Genomic DNA, 17,941 nt, shown 5'->3' on the forward strand with positions numbered 1-17,941 from the left:
CTAGTCGACCTTCTTCAGGATCAGGCTGGCATTGGTGCCGCCAAAGCCAAAGCTGTTGGACATGGCCACGTCGATCTTCATCGGCCTGGCCGTGTGCGGCACCAGATCGATGGCGGTTTCCCGCTCGGGATTGTCTAGGTTGATCGTCGGCGGCGCGATCTGGTCGCGGATCGCCAGCACGGTGAACACGGCCTCGATGGCCCCGGCCGCGCCCAGCAGGTGACCGGTCATCGATTTGGTCGAGGACATGGCCACGGTAGATGCCGCATCGCCCACCAGACGCTCGACGGCGCCCAGTTCGATCCAGTCGGCCATGGTCGAGGTGCCGTGCGCGTTCACATAGTCGATGTCGCCCGGCTGGATTCCGGCCCGCTTCACCGCCGCCGCCATGGCGCGATAGGCCCCGTCGCCATCCTCGGAGGGCGCCGTGATGTGATAGGCGTCGCCGCTCATGCCGTAGCCGATCACCTCGGCGTAGATCTTGGCGCCGCGTGCCTTGGCGTGCTCATACTCCTCCAGCACCACGATCCCCGCGCCCTCGCCCATGACGAACCCGGCGTGGTCCTTGTCATAGGGGCGGCTGGCCTTCTCCGGCGTGTCGTTGAAGTCGGTACACAGGGCCTTGCAGGCAAGGAAGCCCGCGATACCGATCGGCACGATCGAGCTTTCGGCACCGCCCGCCACCATGACGTCGGCATCGTCGAGGGCGATCATCCGGGCCGCGTCGCCGATGGCGTGCACGCCCGAGGCACAGGCCGTGACCACAGCGTGGTTCGGGCCCTTCAGGCCGTGGCGGATCGAAATCTGCCCCGAGGCCAGGTTGATCAGGGCCGAGGGAATGAAGAAGGGGCTGATGCGGCGCGGCCCCTTGGCCTCCAGCTCCAGCGAGGTATCGGCGATGGGGCCAAGACCCCCGATGCCCGAGCCCATCATCACCCCGGTGCGCTCGCGGTCGTGGTCCGTCTCGGGCTTCCAGCCGGCGTCGGCCAGCGCCTCATCGGCCGCTGCAATGCCGTACAGGATGAAGTTGTCGACGCGCTTGCGTTCCTTGGCCGACATTATGGCGTCAGGATCGAACACGCCCGGCTCGCCCGGCTTGCCGCCGCCACGCCCGTCCACGCTCGGGACCTCGCCCGCGATCGTGCAGCCCCAGCCTTCGGTGTCAAAAGCGGTGATCTGGCGAATGCCCGACCGACCCTCCCGGATGCCCTTCCAGCTGTGTTCCACGCCCGCCCCCAGAGGGGTCAGAAGGCCCAGTCCCGTCACCACGACACGACGCATCTTGGCGGCTCCTATCGATTCCACTGTCGCCACAAACACTAATGGCCGCCGGGCGGGCCCGCTAGGGGCACACCACGGCGGCCATCTGGCCGGTTTCAGCCGGGCATCAGCCCGCCAGTTTCTCGTCGATGAACTTCACGGCATCGCCGACCGTCTGGATGTGCTCGGCAGCATCATCCGGGATCTCGATGTCGAATTCTTCCTCGAAGGCCATGACCAGTTCGACGTTGTCGAGCGAGTCGGCGCCCAGGTCGTCGATGAAGCTGGCCTTCTCGGTGACCTTGTCGGGGTCAGCGTCCAGGTGGTCGATGACGATCTTGCGGACGCGTTCCAGAGTATCGGACATGGGTGTCTCTGCCTTGATAAGCCGCACGGTGCGGCAGTTGTCTTGTATGCCTGCCGTAGGACGGCGAGGACGACGGCGCAAGCCCGATCGGGACTCACGCCCCCGTCGTGCCCTGCCCTTTAGCACAGTCGGTCGCGGGGGGAAGAGCCGGTAACGGGGATTGATTCACCCCCTCGACCTCAGATCATCGCCATGCCGCCGTTCACGTGCAGGGTCTGGCCGGTGACATAGGCGCCCTCGTCCGAGGCCAGATAGACGGCCGCGGCGGCGATCTCGTCGCCCGTGCCCAGACGGCCCGCCGGGATCTTCGACAGGATGGTTTCGCGCTGCTGGTCGTTCAGCACATCGGTCATCGGGCTGGCGATGAAGCCCGGCGCGATACAGTTCACGGTCACGCCTCGGCTGCCGACCTCCTGCGCCAGCGACTTGGAAAAGCCGATCATGCCGGCCTTGGATGCGGCATAGTTGGTCTGACCCGGATTGCCCGTCACGCCGACGATCGAGGTCACGCCGATGATGCGGCCCGAGCGGCGCTTCATCATGCCTTTCAGCGCGGCGCGCGACAGGCGGAAATAGCTCTCCAGATTGACCTTGAGGACCTGTTCGAAATCCTCGTCCTTCATCCGCATCAGCAGGCCGTCCTTGGTGATGCCCGCATTGGCGACCAGGATGTCCAGCGGCGCCCCGGCGGCCTCTTCGGCGCGGCCGATCAGGCCATCGACGCTCTCCGCATCCGACAGATTGGCGGCGGCGACAAAGGTCCGCTCTCCCATCTCCTTGGCCAGGTCGGCCAGCACCGCCTCGCGCGTGCCCGACAGCACCACGGTCGCGCCCTGCGCATGCAGCGCCCGGGCGATGGCCCCGCCGATGCCGCCCGTGGCCCCGGTCACAAGGGCGGTTTTTCCTGAAAGGTTGAACATCAATATCTCTCCAAGTGGCGAGTGATTAGTGGCGTGTGGCGAGGCAGCAAGGCGGCGTGGCAAAAGGGCTCGCCACTCGTCACTCGCCACTCGTCACTGACTTCGCGAACGCCTCAAGGTCCTCCGGAGCGTTCAGGGCCAGGCTTTCGGCGTCGGGGGCGATGCGTTTGGCCATGCCGGTCAGCACCTTGCCCGAGCCGACCTCGGCAAAGCGCGTCACGCCGCCCTCACCGGCCATCCACTCCATACTCTCGCGCCAGCGGACCCGGCCGGTGACCTGTTCAACCAGCAGGCGACGGATCACCTCGGGATCGGTCTCGGGGCGGGCGGTCACATTGGCGATCACGGGCACGGCGGGCGCGATGATCTTCGCATCGGCGAGCGCATCGGCCATCTCGTCGGCCGCCGGCTGCATCAGCGGACAGTGGAAGGGGGCCGAGACGTTCAGCGGAATGGCGCGCGCGCCCAGTTCCTTGGCCTTCTCGATCGCACGATCAACCGCCGCCTTCTCGCCCGAGATCACGATATTGCCGGCGTTGTTGTCATTAGCGACGACGCAGACGCCGACTTCCGAGCCCGCCGCAGCGGCCGCCTCGGCCAGCGCCAGATCCGTCTTCGGCCCGATCAGCGAGGCCATGGCGCCCTTGCCGACCGGCACGGCGCGCTGCATCGCCTGACCGCGCAGCTTCAGCAGGCGGGCGGTGTCGGCCAGGCTGATCGCCCCCGCCCCGTACAGGGCCGAATATTCGCCCAGCGAATGCCCCGCGACATAGCCCGCCTTCGACACATCGATACCGAACTCGACCTTCAGCACCCGGGCGACCGCGACCGACACCGCCATCAGCGCCGGCTGGGCATTCTCGGTCAGTGTCAGCTGATCCTCGGGACCTTCCCGCATCAGCATGAACAGCGACTGGCCCAGCGCGTCATCCACCTCGTCGAACACCTCGCGCGCCGAGGCGAAGGCGCCGGCCAGGGCCCCGCCCATGCCGACAGTCTGGCTGCCCTGTCCGGGGAAGAGGAAGGCGAGGGTCATGCGTCCGGGTCCATAGCTGTGATTCCGCGTGCGGAGGGGTAGGCCAAGCCTGTCGCAACGGCAAGCGCGACGGGGCTCAGCCCGCGATGATCTCGTACAGCTGTTGCCCGGCCAGAACCGCAAACAGCAGGGCCGCCAGCGCCAGCGAGGCGTTGGACAGCCAGTGGCTGCGCCACTCGACCGGCTGGTCCCGACCGTTCAGCAGCCACAGCAGGGTCCCGGCCAGGAAGGGCATGAACAGGCTGCCCAGCACCCCATAGGCCACGATCAGGCCGAACGGCCGGTCAATGAACAGCAGGGCCATCGGCGGGAAGGTCAGCCACAGCAGATAGCCTCGGAACGCCGGAGACTTCGATCCCGTCATCGCCGGGTCGTCGGACCGCCCCAGCGCATGGGCGACAAAGTCGGTGACCATCAGGCTGACGCCCTGCCACACCCCGATCAGGCTGGAAAAGGTCGTCGCCAGAAAGCCCACAAGGAACAGGAGGGCGATCGGCTGGCCGAACCGCTCGCGCAGCACATCCGACAGGTTCAGCAGGCCACGGTCTCCGCTGGCCAGCGCAATCCCCGCCGCATGCAACAGCTCGGCGCCGACGATCAGCATGGCCACGACGAACACGCCCGTCATCCCGTAGGCGATCCGGTTGTCCCAGCGCATCACGGACATGAACTCCGGACCGCGCCAGCCCTTGGCGGTCAGCCAGTACCCATAGGCCGCCATGGTGATCGTACCCCCTACCCCGCCGATCAGGCCCAGGGTGTAGAAACCCGACCCCTCGGGCAGGCTGGGCCACACGCCGGTGATCAGGCGTGGCAGGTCGGGCGACACCAGCGCCGCCAGCCCGACGACAGTGACAAACATGATCGCCACCAGCCCCGTCATGATCTTCTCGAACAGGCCGTAGCTGCCCAGCCAGACGAGGATCAGGCCGATCACGCCCGAAATCATGCCCCAGGTCTTCAGGTCCAGAACCGGGAACAGCGCCGTCAGCGGCAGGCCCGTCGCCGTCATGGCGCTGGCCCCGTACACAAAGCCCCAGATGATCGCGTAGATGCCGAAATAGAGTCCGGCCCAGTTCAGCCTCTGCCCACCGCCGACCCGGACTGACGGCCCCGGCAGTCGCGCCCAGCCGTCGAACAGCGTCCGCCCGGAGGCCAGCGTCCAGCGCCCCACGCCCTCGGCCAGCGCAATCTTCAGAAGGGTCCCGACCAGAGCTGCCCACAGCAGCACATAGCCGAACCGTCCCCCTGCGATCAGGGTGGCCAGCAGGTCCCCCGCGCCGATCCCGGTCGCGGCCACCACGATCCCCGGCCCGACCAGAGACAGGCGGGGCCGGACAGGTGACGTCATTGCACGTTCGCCAGAAACTCGGCGGGGTCACAGCCCATCTGGCGACAGACGCTGGCCGCCATGTCCTCCAGAAAGCCGGGAAGAAGATTCCGGGTTATGCGCTGTGCGTCGGCGCCGAGCGTGACACTCTTTTTCATGATCGACCGGCCTTCGGGCGTCGCATAGAAGACCAGCATGGCTTCCAGCTCGGCCACGGTGAAGGTCTCCGCATAGAGCGGAACCATGGCCTCGAGGATCTGGTCCATCAGACCGGGCATGATCTCGTCGAATGTCGTCGTCATGACGACCTTGAACTCGGCGCGCTCGGCCGGTGACAGGTCCGCGCTCTCTTCGGCAATGAGTTCAGGAAGGGTCATCAGCACGGCCTCGACGGCCTCGCCCGGATCAACCAACTCCACGACCTGCCGCGCCAGCGCCTCGCGCCGGGCATAGTCCGCGTCCTGCGCAAGTGCGGGGCCGGCCAACACCAGCGCCATGAAAAATCCGGCAACAATCCTGAGCATTCACCCCTCCCGCATGAACGCCCTTGATGGCCCGGCCCGGGCGCTCTGGCAAGCAGCCTCAGCCGCGCGGCTCGTCCTGGATGAAGGCACCGGCAATCCAGCTGACGATGCCGGTCACGATCGCCGCGCCGATCCCCGGCATCAGGCCGTCGACCACAAATCCTCCCAGGAAGCTGGCCGTCAGCCCGATCATGGCGGCGTTCACCACCAGCAGGAACAGCCCCAGGGTGATCACCGTGATCGGGATGGTAATGGCCACCAGAATGGGCCGCACAATCGCATTCACAATGCCGAGAATGATGGCCGCAGCGATCAACGATCCGGTCGAGGTGAAGGCGACACCGTCGACGATTTTTGAGGACAGCCAAAGCCCCAGCATCGTCACCAGCGCCTGAACAATAAACCGCACCATCAACCTGTCTCCGCATTCGGGCACCGGGCCCCGGTCAAATCCTCCGACACAGCGCACGACCCGGTCAATGGCTCCCGACCGGCGCAGGCCGTGTTAGGGTCCCGCGAGTCAGACCGGAGAGCCCCCGCATGAGCCTGCACGGCACCTATGATCCCGACAACATCTTTGCCCGCATCCTGCGCGGCGACATCCCCAGCGTCACCGTATGGGAAGATGACCACGTGCGGGTGTTCATGGATGTCTTCCCCCAGTCCGAGGGCCATATGCTGGTGATCTCCAAGACCTCCCGGGCCCGCAACCTGCTCGAGGTTGAGCCCGACGTGCTGGATCGCATCACCCGGGCCGTCCGCCGCACCGCCCGCGCCGCCGAAAGGGCTCTCAAGCCCGAGGGCCTGAGCATCATGCAGTTCAACGGCGAGGCCGGGGGCCAGACCGTCTTCCATCTGCATTTCCACATCGTCCCGCGCTGGTCGGATCGTCCGATGAAGGGCCACGGCCACGCGCCCATGGCGGACAGCGATCAGCTGCGCGCCCTTGCTGACAAGGTGGCCGCCGCCCTCGAACCGGCCTAGGGCGTGCTGGACCTGCACACGCCCCCTTGCGCGGGGCCCCGCCCCTGCGCATAACCGCCCGGCGCCGGTTTAGCTCAGCTGGTAGAGCAGCGGTTTTGTAAACCGAAGGTCGCGGGTTCGATTCCTGCAACCGGCACCACCTCCCTCCCCCTCGCGCGGGGCGCCATGGCTGACGCCGTCAACAAGCTGGGACACAGGATCGGGGCGCGGGGCGGGCGCACCCGGACGGCCATTCTCGACGCGCTGCGCGCCCTGCTGGCCACCCGCCACATGGGCGAGATCCGCATCGCCGACCTGGCCCAGGCGGCCGGCATCTCGGCGCCGACCTTTTACACCTACTTCGATACTCTCGATGAAGCCCTGCTGGCCCTCTGCGAGGAGGTGGCCAGCGACTGGCAGGGGCTGGCTCACCACCTCGAGGCCGACTGGTCGGGCGGTCAGGGCCTGACCCACGCGCGGGCCCTGATTATGGACATGCTGGCCCTGTGGGCGCGCCACGGCGCCATCATCCGGGTCGAGCAGATGATGGCCGACCGCGGCGCACCGGCCTTTGTCGAGGCCCGCATCAGTCGCCTGCGTCGCCTGCACCTGGCGCTCGAGCGCCGCATCGCCCAGGCCGCCCACGCTGGTCTTCACCCGGAGGGCTACGACCCCCGGCTGGCCTCCTACGAAGTCGCCAATATTGCCGAATCCGCGGCCGCCAGCTTCAACCTGCTGAAGCGCGCCGACAGCGACCGGGCCATCATCGACACCACGGCCCACATCCTCGTGCGCCTGATCACCGGCCGCTGACCGCCATCCCCAGCGGGCCGTACAGCCAGGTCAGCCAGACCCCGATCGCCAGGAATACGCCGAACGGCAGGGCGTCCTGACCACTGACCGCCTTGCCCGTCACCCGCCGCGCGATCACCAGACTGATGCCCGCCAGCCCGGCCCACAGCATCACACTGGCCAGACCCATCCAGCCGACCCAGGCCCCGGCACCGGCCATCAGGAACGGGTCCCCTCCCCCCAGTCCGTCGCGCCCCCGCATCCGCCGGTACAGCCAGCCCATCAGCCACAGGGCGGCAAACCCCGCGACCGCTCCGATCGCGCGCGCCGTCAGAGCCTCGGGCTCGGCCAGGAAAGCCGCCAGCAGGCCCGTCGCCACCAGCGGCCAGGTCAGCACATCCGGCAGCCAGAAATTCTCGAAATCGACGACGGCGAGCATCAGCAGCTGCCAGCCCAGCAGGGCGCCGAACAGGGCGATGGTCAGCTCCGGCGACGCCAGCGCGGCCCACAGACCCAGCCCGCCGCCGGCCAGTGCCAGCACCGCATCCCGCTTCAGGCTCGATGGCTTCTGCGGCACCTCATCGGTCGCCGCCAGCCACAGGCTCAGCCGCGAGACAGCAACCCCGACGATCAGGCCCGCCAGTCCGATCCCGATCGTCGCCGCCGACATGTCCGCTCCGTCTCAGCCGAGGCCGAACGCCACGGCCACCCGATAGACCACAAAGGCCGCGCCATAGGCGAGCGCGAACATATAGGCCGTCATGACCCACATCCACAGCCACGAATTGGTCTCGCGCTTGACCACGCCCAGCGTCGCCACGCACTGCGGTGCGAACACATACCAGGCCAGGAAGGCGAGGCCCGTGGCCAGGGACCACTGCAGCGACAGCACATTCGCCAGGGTGCCGACTGCACTCTCGGCATCGGCCACGGCATAGACGGTGCCCAGGGCGGCCACGGCCACCTCACGCGCGGCCATGCCCGGCACCAGCGCCACAACCATCTGCCAGTTGAAGCCGATCGGCGCGAACAGCGGCTCCAGCGCCCGCCCGATCATGCCGGCGAGGCTGTAGTCGATGGCCGGCCCCGTGGCTCCGGGCGGCGGTCCGGGGAAGGTCGACACGGCCCACACCACCACCATCAGCGGCAGGATGATCCGCCCGGCCCGCTCCAGGAAGATCCGCGCCCGCTGCCACAGGTTCAGCGCCACACTGCCCGGGTCCGGAATCTTGTAGGCCGGCAGCTCCATCATGAAGGGTTCGAAGGCCCCTCTCCAGAAGATCTTGCGGATCACGAACGAGACGATCAGCGCGCTCAGGATGCCCGCCGCATACAGGCCGAACATCACCAGCCCCTGCAGCTCCACCCAGCCCCATACGGTCTCGCGCGGGATGAAGGCGGCGATGATCAGCGTATAGACCGGGATGCGCGCCGAGCAGGTCATCAGCGGCGCCACCAGAATGGTCGTCAGCCGGTCGCGCTTGGAGTCGATCACCCGCGCCGACATAATCCCGGGAATGGCACAGGCGAAGCTGGACAGCAGCGGAATGAAGGCCCGGCCGTGCAGGCCCGCCCCGCCCATGATGCGGTCCATCAGGAAGGCGGCCCGCGCCATATAGCCAAAGTCTTCCAGCAACAGGATGAACAGGAACAGCACCAGAATCTGCGGCAGGAACACCAGCACGCTGCCGACCCCGGCGATCAGCCCGTCGACAATCAGGCTCTGCAACAGACCGTCCGGCATGACGCCCGCGACCCAGCCGCCAAGACCGGCCAGCCCCATGTCGATCGCGTCCATCGCCGGCGCGGCCCAGCTGAATACCGCCTGGAACATCACGAACAGCAGCGTCAGCAGGATCAGCAGCCCCGCCACCGGGTGCAGCAGCACACTGTCGATCTTGCCGGTCAGGGTGTCGGGCCGCTCGGGCGGCTTCACATGGGCCGACATGATGCGTCCGGCCTCGCGATGCGCGGCGCGGATTTCCGCGGCGCCCGGCTCGTGCCAGGTCGAGGGTTGGGTGGCCGTCGAGGCGAGCACCGCCTGCACAGCCTCCAGCAGGCCATCCATACCCCGCTTGCGCGTGGCGACGGTCGTGACGACCGGCATGCCCAGCGCCTGCGACAGGCCTTCGAGGTCGATCCTCAGGCCCTGACGCTCGGCGATGTCGTACATGTTCAGCGCCATGACCGCCGGACGTCCGACAGCCTTGATCTCCAGCGCCAGTCGCAGCACCAGCCGCAGGTTGGTGGCGTCCGCCACCACCACCAGAACGTCCGGCACATCCTCGGGCCGGCGGCCCAGCACCACGTCGCGGGTAATCACCTCATCGGGGCTGCGCGCGCGCAGCGAATAGGTCCCCGGGAGGTCCAGCACAGTCATCGGCGTGCCGTCCGGGGCCTTGATCGCGCCGGCCTTCCGCTCGACCGTCACCCCCGCATAGTTGGCGACCTTCTGCCGGCTTCCGGTCAGGGCGTTGAACAGGGCCGTCTTGCCGCTGTTCGGATTTCCGACCAGGGCGACCGTCGTCGTGGACTCACTCATGCCGGGACGCGCGCCTCGTCGTCGAGGTTTAGGTCGCCAGCCCCCAGCTTCAGCGTCAGCCCCCTCACCTCATGCCGGCGCAGGGCGATCCGCATGCCCTCGACATTCAGCACGACGGGATCGGCGCCGACCGGCCCTTCGTGAATCAGGCCCACGCGCGCCCCCTCGACCAGTCCGAACTCCAGCAGGCGACGCTCCAGCTCCTGGGCGTCGGCGGGATTGTCCTCCATCGCCTCGACGGTGTGAATGCGGCCTTCCTGACCCTTGCGGGCCTGGCTCAAACGGATGATGTCGGTCATGAAGCGTGCGTACTGCCGTCGGGGAGGTTCAGCGGAATGCGTCCGGGCGCGGGCACCCGGGCCGCGCGCCCATCCAGTTGACACTGATTATCAGGTGCGGGTCGCCGCCGTCCAGCCTGTTGTCCGTTTTGCCGCACCCTCCTATCCAGAGGTCAAAGGGAGTCCGTCATGAAGTCATCGTTCCTCACCCCCGCCCTGCTCACGGCCCTGGTCCTCGGCACGGCGGCCTGTGGGGACGAGACCGCCACGACACCGCCGCCGCCCGCCCGCGCGCCCCTGACCCCCGAACAGGTGACCCTGGCCATGGCCGCCCTTCCGGCGCCCTACAATCAGGCGGATTACGAGAACGGGCGTCGGGTCTTCGCCCGCTGCCGGGCCTGTCACACGGTCACTGAGGGCGGTCCCAACATGACCGGGCCCAACCTCTGGGGCCTGTTCGGGCGCGCCGCCGGTCGGCACGAGGGTTACAATTACTCGAAGGCCCTGCAGGAGGCCGACTTTGCCTGGGACGGCGACCGCCTTGACCATTGGCTGGCCAATCCGCGCACCTTCCTGCCCGGCAACAAGATGAGCTTCCCCGGCGTGCCCGACGATCAGGACCGCCGCGACGTCATCGCCTGGCTCAAGGTCGAGACCTCGCCGCGCCAGGGTGCGTACCCCTGAAACACCGGTCCTGCAGGTCCCCTTGCAAGCGGCAATGCAATGTCCCCGCTCCTGACCCGAAGCGGACATTGCCGGCAATCCACCTCTTCGGCATCGTTCGCTGATGACGCTTCCGCCACCCGCGTTCACCCGGAATGACATCGTCGAGACTATGGGAGAGGCTCCCCCTCCTCTTCGCCCCGGCAGTAGGGCATGGGTCGTCGGGATTTCCGCCCCGCACGAACGGTCTGGATCGTCTCTGGCAGATCATCCAGTGGGCTACATCTACACTATCGAGTTCGAAGACGGTTCATCGGCAACTGCGCCGGAGGATCAGCTCAGGCTCGCCCCCAATGTCGCCCTTCCGGGCTGAGCCGTCAGTCGGCCTCCGACCCATTGGAGACCTTTCCCGCTTCAGCTAGTGTCGGTGCATGACGCTCCGGTTCGACCAAGAGAAGACCCGTCGATACTCTACTCGCATTGCGAAGGCTCATGGGCTCGACATTCTCCCATCGTTGCCATTTCTCGACGAGCCCAGTCTGGTCAGTGATGCGAAGTCCGTAGTTGATCGGCTGCTGTGTCTCAACGCCATCTGTGCCGCAGCATACGGATTTCCCGTCGAGCGAGCTCAAGCTTGGCTAGATGGTGAGGGGCTCCAACCGGCTCTCACTGCCGAGGAGCGCGCCTTTTTAAGCGGCTCCAACGTGCGGGAGCTGTTTCAGACCCAGGTAGAGGGGGCATGGGCTTTGGCGTGGGCTCTTCGCCTTGTTCCCACCCTGGACCCTTGGGTCGGTGCGGATGACGGGTTTGTACGTCTTCTCCCCAACTTGAAAACCAATGAGTCGTCCCGACGCATACGCGACCTCGCAGCGACGTTGCGAGCGACAGATGAGATTTTGGCGGCTCTTGATCTGAGCTACTGCCTTCATTGGGGCGTACGACAAGCGACCGTAGCCGGTCTCCCGACACCGGCGGGGCTGATCGAATACGTGGTCGTCGAGCGGAGACGCGCTCTCGAATGGTTATTCAGCGACGAGGAATGGGACGATCTGACTCTCGATACTTAGCACCTCGGGCATCGCGGGCTGTAGGCGGACTTAATGTCCGATTTCCACCCTTGGCTGACGTTAGCGGTGTCCGCTTTTGGCGAGCATGGCGCGTCCCTTATGCGTACACGATCTGACCCGACTTACTCGGCAGCCTTCGGCACGGCATCGTTGGCCGCGACTTCTTGCGCTTCCCATTCCTCGATCTTGCGAGCCGTGTACTCCGGCGAGCGCGTGAAGCGGGCCAGCACCCCATAGATCACCGGCACGACGAACAGGGTCAGCAGGGTCGCAAAGATCGCCCCGGCAAAGATCACCACACCGATGGTCTGGCGGCTTCCGGCGCCGGCCCCCTGCCACAACACCAGCGGCAGGGCCCCGAACGCCGTGGCGATCGAGGTCATGATGATCGGCCGCAGACGCAGGGTCGACGATTCAATGATTGCCTCGCGCACCGACCGCCCCTGATCCCGGAGCTGGTTGGCGAACTCGACGATCAGGATGCCGTTCTTGGCCGCCACCCCGATCAGGATGATCAGTCCGATCTGCGAATAGATGTTGAGGCTCGACCCCGCCATCACCAGACCGAACAGGCCCCCGGCCGCCGCAAGTGGCACCGTCAGCATGATGACCGCCGGCGTGATCCAGCTTTCGAACTGGGCTGCCAGCACCAGGAACACCAGCACCAGCGCCAGACCAAAGGCCCATGCCACCGCATTGCCGGCCTCGCGCTGATCGCGGGCGGCGCCGTCCCACTGCACATTGACCACACCCTGCGGCTGCTCGTCGGCGCGCGCCTGCAGGAAGGCCATGGCGTCCGCCAGTGTCGTGCCTTCGGTCAGATCGGCCTGCAGGCTGATGGCGCGCTGGCGATCCTGACGGCGCCGGTCCGGCGTATCGCCTGACGTCTTGGTGCTGACCACGGACGACAGCGGCACCAGATCGCCATTGCCGGTTGCGACATACAGGGCGCCCAGATCGCTGACCTCGCGCCGGTTGTCGCGCTCGGTCTGCAGGATCACATCGTATTCCTGCCCGCCCTTGATGTAGGTCGTGGCCCGGCGCGATCCGAACATGGTCTCCAGCGTCCGGCCGATCTGTTGCGACGACACGCCGAGCGCGGCCGCCGTCTGCGGATCGACATCCACCAGCAGGCGCGGGGCATTGGGCTCATAGTTCAGACGCGGGCGCGAGAACCCGGGATATTCCTGTGCCGCGGCCAGCACCGGCTGCAGCCACCGGTACATCTCGCCATAGTCCGAGCCGGTCACCACCATCTCGATACTGTTCGAATTCCCCCCGCCGCGCTGGAAGCTGCCCGGCACGCTGGCGTTCACCTGGGCATCGGTCTGGCCGCGCAGGCGCCCGTTGATCTCGGCCGAGATTTCGGCGGCCGAGCGGTGACGCTCCGACCAGTCCGACAGGATCATCACCGCATTGCCCGAGTTGAAGCTGCCGCCACCAAAACCCGGCGCCGACACCAGATAGCTGTCCGCCTCGCCCGACGCCTTGTATTCGGCCAGGATCGGCTCCAGCCCCAGCATGATGCGCCGGGTGTAGTCAAAGCCCGCGCCCTCGGGGCCCTGCACCCGCACGCTGACCCGGCCCCGGTCCTCATCGGGGACCAGTTCGTTGGGCAGGTTCAGGAACATGAAGGCGCCGCCGGCCGCGACCAGCAGGATCAGCCCGGCCACGCCCCAGACGGCCGCCCGCCGGCCCAGCAGCATGTCCAGTGAGTTGCGGTACGAATTCTTGACCTGGTCCATCGTCCGGTCGACCCGCCGCGTCAGCCACCCCGAGCCCGAGGCCGGACGCAGGATCTTCGATGCCAGCATCGGCGACAGGCTCAGCGCCAGGAAGGCCGAGAAGGCCACGGCGGCGGCGATCGCGGCGGCCAGCTCGACGAACAGCCGCCCGACATAGCCCGGCAGGAACAGCAGCGGCGCGAACACCGACAGCAGCACCACGGTCGTCGCGACCACAGCAAAGAACACCTGGCGCGCCCCGCGCTCGGCGGCCACCAGCGGCGGCTCGCCGTGATCCAGACGCCGCTGGATATTCTCGGTCACCACAATGGCGTCATCGACCACCAGGCCGATGGCCAGCACCAGCGCCAGCAGGGTCAGCAGGTTCAGCGAAAAGCCCAGCGGCGCCAGCACGATGAAGGTCGAAAGCAGGCAGATCGGCGCCACGATCGACGGGATGAAAGCGGCGCGCAGGCTGCCGAGGAAGACGAAATTCACCAGCGCCACCAGCGCCAGGGCGATGCCGATGGTGATCCAGACCTCGTCGATGGCGTGGGCGGTAAAGACCGAATTGTCCGAGCCGACTTCCAGCTCCACCCCGTCCGGCAGGCTGGGCCGGATGGTCTGAACCATTTCCGTCACTGCATCCGAGATCGCCAGGTCGTTCGACTGGGCCTGACGCGTGATCGCCAGACCGATCTGGTCCAGTCCGTTCCCCCGGAACAGGCGGCGGTCCTCGGACGGGGCCTCCTCGATGCGCGCCACATCGCCCAGTCGTGTGACATAAGTCACATCGCCCTGTACCGCCGGGCTGGAGCCGGGGGCCGACGCCGAGCCCCCCGTACCGATCGGCATCTGGGCAAAGTCCTCGGCCGTCGCATAGTTGCGGGCCACGCGAACGGTGTAGTCCTTGGCGCCTGACTCCAGCGCGCCGGCCGGCAGCTCGACATTCTGGGTGGTCAGGGCCTGTTCGATGTTCTGGACGGTCAGGCCCCGCGCGGCCATGGCGGCGGGGTCCAGCCAGACGCGCATGGCGTAGCGCTGCTCGCCATAGATCTGCACCTGGGCCACGCCCGGCACGGTCGACAGCCGGTCGATCAGATAGCGGTCGGCATAGTCCGTCAGCTCCATCCGGTTCATCGTCGTGGAGCGCAGGAACAGGATCATCACCGGCTGGCTGTCGGTGTCCGCCTTGGCCACCTCGGGCGGCTCGGCCTGATCGGGAAGCCGTCCGACAACGCGCGAGACCCGGTCGCGCACATCATTGGCGGCGTCGTCGATATTGCGGTCCAGGCTGAACTCGATGCGCACGCTTGAGCGTCCGTCCCGGCTCGTCGACTCGATCCGCTCGACGCCCGGGATACCGGCCACCTGCTGCTCGATCGGCTCGGTAATCCGGTTTTCGATCACCTCGGCCGAGGCCCCGGCATAGGAGGTGTTGACCGACACGATCGGCGGGTCGACGTCCGGCAGCTCCCGCACCGGCAGGAAGAAGAAGGCTGCCAGGCCAATCACGCACAGCACAATGGCCGCGACGGCCGCAAAGACGGGCCGCCGGACGGCGACATCCGACAGCATCATTGACCGGCACTCCGGCCGGCGACCGTCACCGGTGCACCCGGCTGGATGCGGTTCAGGCCGGTCGCGACGACCGTATCGCCGGCGTCCAGGCCCGACAGGATCTCGACATAGCCGCCCTCGACGGCCCCCGCCTCGACCTCAACGCGCTGGGCAATCTGGCCTTTCTCGCCATTCGCCACGCGATAGACGAAGGCGCCCTCGCCCTCGTACTGCACCGCGGACTCCGGCACGGCCAGCGCCTGCCGCTGGCCCTGACGCACGGTCACCCGCATCGACATGCCCGGCCGGATCCGACCCTCGGGATTGGGCACTTCCGCGCGCGCCGTGGCCGAGCGGGTCACTTCATCGATCCGCGTATCGACCCGCGCGATGCGCCCCGTGAACTGCGAGCCGGGAAAGGCATCGGCGGTGGCACTGATCGGCGTGCCCGACTGCACCCGGCCCAGGTAGCGCTCGGGCAACGGAAAATCGATCCGGATGGTGCTGATGTCGTCCAGCGTCGTGATCACCGTGCCCGGTCCGACCAGAGTCCCCGGGGTAACCGATGTCAGACCCAGCACGCCCGAAAACGGCGCCCGGATCATGCGGTCGCCCCGGCGGGCCTCGGCGGCGTCCAGCGAGGCTTCGGCGGCGCGCAGGGCGGCCTCGGCCTGTTCGGCGGTCACCCGGGGGGCGATGCCGCGCTCGGCCAGATCCCTCGTCCGCTCATAGTCGCGCCGTGCCTGATCGACCCGCGACTGGGCCTCGATGATGTCGGCGTCTTCCTCACGCGCCTGCAGCTCGACCAGCGGCGCTCCGGCCCGGACCGTCTGCCCGTCGCGGAACAGCACCCGGGTGATCAGCTCGCTGGTCGAGGAGACGATATTGACCGAGCGCTGGCCGCGCGCCACGCCCACCAGTTGCAGACTGTCCGAAAAGGTCCGCTCCGCCACCTGGACGGCCGCGACCTCCTGGCCGCCGCCGCGTCCTCCGCCGCCCCGGCCGGGTCCGCCGCCCTCGCCCGCATCGGCGAACGACAGCCGGACGATGACGGCCACGGCCATCAGGACAATCAGCGCGGCTGCGGCGATGAGGAGGAAGTGGCGCTTGATCACGTAACAAAGAATCCCTGACTGCCGGCCTGCAATAGCGGTCTGACAGCCAGACGCAATTGCTCTTTAGGAACGCAGGGAGTTACGGATTCCGTCGCGGAAAGTTGCGCGGGCCTAGAAGCGCCGCCACAGGCCGAAAACCCAGCCCTCCGACTGAGGGGTCTCACGTCCGGTTACAGCCGCCCGCCACCCCACCTGCACGCTCCAGTCCCCGAAGTCCCGCACCACGGAGGTTTCCGACGACATCCAGCGCGGCCCGCCGTCGTCTACCTGACCGCCGTAAAGCTGCCCCAGAACCAGCCAGTCCTGCCCGATCCGCCCCCCCAGCGTCAGATCGACGCGGGTCTCGTCCTCAAGCCCGTTCCGGAATCGCCGCGCGCCCTGCACGTCCACGAAAACGGACGTCACGCCGAACACGGGCTGGTCGGGGGTCGCCGACCGTCCGGCCGACAGACGCACCTCCCAGTCGGCCGTGCCTTCGCCCGGCAGGGCATAGCCCGCATTGCGGCCCTCGCCCCCGTCCGCATAGCTGACCTGAAGGGCGACCGCATGGACGTCGTCGCGATACAGCTGCCAGGCCAGACCGACCTCGAGCGGCCCGCGTCCCTCATAGTCTACAAAGGCGTCCGACCCGCTTTGCCAGTCCGTCTTCAGGACCAGCGTCAGCCGGTCGGTCACCCCGTACTCCGCGAACAGGCCGAGGCTCCGGTCCCGCCGCGCCACCATCAGCGGCACGCTGTTGCCGTCCGGATCAAAGCCGCGCGTCGCCCGCATCGCCTCATATTTGAGGATCAGCTGGGCCTTGCCCCGCTTTTTCGTCCAGCCACCCGCATCCGCAGGGGTCGCGATCGCGGCGGCCGTCGCGAGGGCCAGACCGGTCGCCAGCCCCCGCGCGAGTGTCACGCGTCGTAGCCCGGCGATTTGCGATCCAGCATCCGCAGGGCCCCGGGCCAGGCCAGGGCCGACACAAAGCCGATGCCCTTGCCCTGCTCCTTCGTTTCGGCCTGGGCTGCGTCGGGCGCGATCAGCACCTTGTCAACGCCCGCCGACAGGGCCGCGATCTGCTGGGCGCAGGCCCGCTCGAGGAAGAACATTCCGACCCAGGCCGCCGCGGCCGTCTGGCCGACCGCCAGCGTACCGTGATTGCGCAACAGCATCAGCGGCTTGTCGCCCAGATCTGCGACCAGACGTTCGCGCTCGTCGTGGTTCAGGGCCAGCCCCTCATAGCCGTGATAGGCCACCTGGTGCTGCAACAGGCAGGCATTCTGGCTGACCGGCAACAGGCCGTGCTGCTGGGCCGCCACGCCCACCCCCGCCACCGTGTGCAGGTGGATCACGAACAGGGCGTCCTCGCGCGCGGCGTGCACTGCCGAGTGGATGGTGAACCCCGCCGGATTGATGAAATTGGTGGTCTCCTGAACGATGTTCCCGTCCAGATCGACCTTCACCAGCGACGAGGCCGTGATCTCCTCGAAATAATAGCCGTACGGGTTGATCAGGAAGTGATGCTCCGGCCCCGGCACCCGGGCCGAGATGTGGGTGAATATCATGTCGTCCCACCCGTGCAGGGCCACCAGCCGGTACAGGGCGGCAAGCTCGACCCGCACCTGCCATTCGGCTTCGGACACGCGGGACTTCAGCGACGCAGGGGCTCCATCGGCCATGTTCACACTCCTCGGTTGCGATGGGAAACTCGCGCTACACGGGCCTTTGGTCAAGCCGGGGGCTCCCACGGCTCCGCTCGGCAAGATGTGGTTAACCCCGTCTTCACCGAGTTTGCCGATAGTGCGGTTGACGTCTGGC

General features: G+C 67.3%; 18 protein-coding genes and 1 tRNA gene. 5 read left to right on the forward strand and 14 right to left on the reverse strand.

Translation table 11 applies throughout. The features are described from left to right. From fabF to J7346_RS04000, 7 genes are all read right to left on the reverse strand, one after another. The gene (gene fabF / locus J7346_RS03970; protein ID WP_209117960.1) at positions 1–1,281 is read right to left on the reverse strand and encodes a beta-ketoacyl-ACP synthase II; all 1,281 of its coding nucleotides are present in this window, start codon (positions 1,279–1,281) and stop codon (positions 1–3) included. A 106-nt stretch (positions 1,282–1,387) separates the two neighbouring features. Continuing rightward, a complete protein-coding gene (locus J7346_RS03975; protein ID WP_092312098.1) occupies positions 1,388–1,627 on the reverse strand; it encodes an acyl carrier protein in 240 nt (79 codons plus the stop codon). 179 nt (positions 1,628–1,806) lie between these two features. Beyond that, a complete protein-coding gene (gene fabG, locus J7346_RS03980; protein WP_209117961.1) occupies positions 1,807–2,547 on the reverse strand; it encodes a 3-oxoacyl-[acyl-carrier-protein] reductase in 741 nt (246 codons plus the stop codon). A gap of 79 nt (positions 2,548–2,626) precedes the next feature. Then, the gene (gene fabD, locus J7346_RS03985) at positions 2,627–3,583 is read right to left on the reverse strand and encodes an ACP S-malonyltransferase (RefSeq protein ID WP_209117962.1); all 957 of its coding nucleotides are present in this window, start codon (positions 3,581–3,583) and stop codon (positions 2,627–2,629) included. 76 nt (positions 3,584–3,659) lie between these two features. Then, entirely contained in the window at positions 3,660–4,934 is a 1,275-nt protein-coding gene (locus J7346_RS03990) for an Nramp family divalent metal transporter (protein WP_209117964.1), read from the reverse strand. Next, the gene (locus tag J7346_RS03995) at positions 4,931–5,437 is read right to left on the reverse strand and encodes a DUF2059 domain-containing protein (RefSeq protein WP_209117966.1); all 507 of its coding nucleotides are present in this window, start codon (positions 5,435–5,437) and stop codon (positions 4,931–4,933) included. The genes J7346_RS03990 and J7346_RS03995 overlap by 4 nt, the downstream gene beginning before the upstream one ends. Before the next feature lie 58 nt (positions 5,438–5,495). Continuing rightward, positions 5,496–5,849 carry a phage holin family protein gene (locus J7346_RS04000; protein WP_209117968.1) on the reverse strand — a complete coding sequence of 118 codons (354 nt, stop codon included), beginning with the start codon at positions 5,847–5,849 and terminating at the stop codon, positions 5,496–5,498. A 128-nt stretch (positions 5,850–5,977) separates the two neighbouring features. Between J7346_RS04000 and J7346_RS04005 the strand changes: the two genes are divergently transcribed. The 3 genes from J7346_RS04005 (at position 5,978) to J7346_RS04015 (ending at position 7,213) form a co-directional block, all read left to right on the forward strand. Then, entirely contained in the window at positions 5,978–6,421 is a 444-nt protein-coding gene (locus J7346_RS04005) for an HIT family protein (protein WP_209117970.1), read from the forward strand. A gap of 63 nt (positions 6,422–6,484) precedes the next feature. Next, positions 6,485–6,560 (forward strand) — tRNA-Thr (locus J7346_RS04010). Positions 6,561–6,586: 26 nt separating this feature from the next. Beyond that, positions 6,587–7,213 (forward strand): TetR/AcrR family transcriptional regulator, encoded by a 627-nt coding sequence (locus J7346_RS04015; protein ID WP_209117972.1) that lies wholly within the window; start codon positions 6,587–6,589, stop codon positions 7,211–7,213. On the opposite strand, the gene J7346_RS04020 is transcribed toward J7346_RS04015, so the two are convergent. From J7346_RS04020 to J7346_RS04030, 3 genes are read right to left on the reverse strand one after another with little or no spacing between them, the layout of a single operon-like run. Further along, positions 7,200–7,862, reverse strand: coding sequence for an A24 family peptidase (locus tag J7346_RS04020; RefSeq protein ID WP_209117974.1), 663 nt, complete (start codon positions 7,860–7,862; stop codon positions 7,200–7,202). The genes J7346_RS04015 and J7346_RS04020 overlap by 14 nt on opposite strands. Before the next feature lie 12 nt (positions 7,863–7,874). Next, a complete protein-coding gene (locus J7346_RS04025; RefSeq protein ID WP_209117976.1) occupies positions 7,875–9,734 on the reverse strand; it encodes a ferrous iron transporter B in 1,860 nt (619 codons plus the stop codon). Then, positions 9,731–10,033 carry a FeoA family protein gene (locus J7346_RS04030; RefSeq protein WP_209117978.1) on the reverse strand — a complete coding sequence of 101 codons (303 nt, stop codon included), beginning with the start codon at positions 10,031–10,033 and terminating at the stop codon, positions 9,731–9,733. The genes J7346_RS04025 and J7346_RS04030 overlap by 4 nt, the downstream gene beginning before the upstream one ends. Before the next feature lie 168 nt (positions 10,034–10,201). Here J7346_RS04030 and J7346_RS04035 point away from each other — a divergent pair, with 168 nt between their 5' ends. Next, the gene (locus J7346_RS04035) at positions 10,202–10,696 is read left to right on the forward strand and encodes a cytochrome c family protein (protein WP_209117979.1); all 495 of its coding nucleotides are present in this window, start codon (positions 10,202–10,204) and stop codon (positions 10,694–10,696) included. A 410-nt stretch (positions 10,697–11,106) separates the two neighbouring features. Continuing rightward, the gene (locus J7346_RS04040; RefSeq protein ID WP_209117981.1) at positions 11,107–11,742 is read left to right on the forward strand and encodes a DUF4272 domain-containing protein; all 636 of its coding nucleotides are present in this window, start codon (positions 11,107–11,109) and stop codon (positions 11,740–11,742) included. A 122-nt stretch (positions 11,743–11,864) separates the two neighbouring features. On the opposite strand, the gene J7346_RS04045 is transcribed toward J7346_RS04040, so the two are convergent. The 4 genes from J7346_RS04045 to J7346_RS04060 form a co-directional block, all read right to left on the reverse strand. Beyond that, a complete protein-coding gene (locus J7346_RS04045) occupies positions 11,865–15,044 on the reverse strand; it encodes an efflux RND transporter permease subunit (RefSeq protein WP_209118074.1) in 3,180 nt (1,059 codons plus the stop codon). Next, positions 15,044–16,141, reverse strand: a complete 1,098-nt coding sequence (locus J7346_RS04050) for an efflux RND transporter periplasmic adaptor subunit (RefSeq protein WP_209117983.1) — start codon at positions 16,139–16,141, stop codon at positions 15,044–15,046. The genes J7346_RS04045 and J7346_RS04050 overlap by 1 nt, the downstream gene beginning before the upstream one ends. A gap of 111 nt (positions 16,142–16,252) precedes the next feature. Continuing rightward, complete coding sequence (locus tag J7346_RS04055; RefSeq protein ID WP_348521446.1) at positions 16,253–17,041, reverse strand: hypothetical protein; 789 nt, start codon at positions 17,039–17,041, stop codon at positions 16,253–16,255. Then, the gene (locus tag J7346_RS04060; RefSeq protein ID WP_209117985.1) at positions 17,038–17,802 is read right to left on the reverse strand and encodes a class II aldolase/adducin family protein; all 765 of its coding nucleotides are present in this window, start codon (positions 17,800–17,802) and stop codon (positions 17,038–17,040) included. The genes J7346_RS04055 and J7346_RS04060 overlap by 4 nt, the downstream gene beginning before the upstream one ends. Between the last annotated feature and the right edge of the window lie 139 nt (positions 17,803–17,941).

The sequence above is a fragment of the Brevundimonas sp. A19_0 genome, assembly GCF_017744255.1.
GTDB lineage: Bacteria > Pseudomonadota > Alphaproteobacteria > Caulobacterales > Caulobacteraceae > Brevundimonas.

Coding starts and splice junctions, on each gene's coding strand:
- fabG (WP_209117961.1), bottom strand. CDS start 2,547: ATGTTCAACCTTTCAGGAAAAACCGCCCTTGTGACCGGGGCCACGGGC.
- fabD (WP_209117962.1), bottom strand. CDS start 3,583: ATGACCCTCGCCTTCCTCTTCCCCGGACAGGGCAGCCAGACTGTCGGC.
- fabF (WP_209117960.1), bottom strand. CDS start 1,281: ATGCGTCGTGTCGTGGTGACGGGACTGGGCCTTCTGACCCCTCTGGGG.
- J7346_RS03975 (WP_092312098.1), bottom strand. CDS start 1,627: ATGTCCGATACTCTGGAACGCGTCCGCAAGATCGTCATCGACCACCTG.
- J7346_RS04005 (WP_209117970.1), top strand. CDS start 5,978: ATGAGCCTGCACGGCACCTATGATCCCGACAACATCTTTGCCCGCATC.
- J7346_RS04015 (WP_209117972.1), top strand. CDS start 6,587: ATGGCTGACGCCGTCAACAAGCTGGGACACAGGATCGGGGCGCGGGGC.
- J7346_RS03995 (WP_209117966.1), bottom strand. CDS start 5,437: ATGCTCAGGATTGTTGCCGGATTTTTCATGGCGCTGGTGTTGGCCGGC.
- J7346_RS03990 (WP_209117964.1), bottom strand. CDS start 4,934: ATGACGTCACCTGTCCGGCCCCGCCTGTCTCTGGTCGGGCCGGGGATC.
- J7346_RS04040 (WP_209117981.1), top strand. CDS start 11,107: ATGACGCTCCGGTTCGACCAAGAGAAGACCCGTCGATACTCTACTCGC.
- J7346_RS04020 (WP_209117974.1), bottom strand. CDS start 7,862: ATGTCGGCGGCGACGATCGGGATCGGACTGGCGGGCCTGATCGTCGGG.
- J7346_RS04030 (WP_209117978.1), bottom strand. CDS start 10,033: ATGACCGACATCATCCGTTTGAGCCAGGCCCGCAAGGGTCAGGAAGGC.
- J7346_RS04000 (WP_209117968.1), bottom strand. CDS start 5,849: ATGGTGCGGTTTATTGTTCAGGCGCTGGTGACGATGCTGGGGCTTTGG.
- J7346_RS04060 (WP_209117985.1), bottom strand. CDS start 17,802: ATGGCCGATGGAGCCCCTGCGTCGCTGAAGTCCCGCGTGTCCGAAGCC.
- J7346_RS04045 (WP_209118074.1), bottom strand. CDS start 15,044: ATGCTGTCGGATGTCGCCGTCCGGCGGCCCGTCTTTGCGGCCGTCGCG.
- J7346_RS04035 (WP_209117979.1), top strand. CDS start 10,202: ATGAAGTCATCGTTCCTCACCCCCGCCCTGCTCACGGCCCTGGTCCTC.
- J7346_RS04025 (WP_209117976.1), bottom strand. CDS start 9,734: ATGAGTGAGTCCACGACGACGGTCGCCCTGGTCGGAAATCCGAACAGC.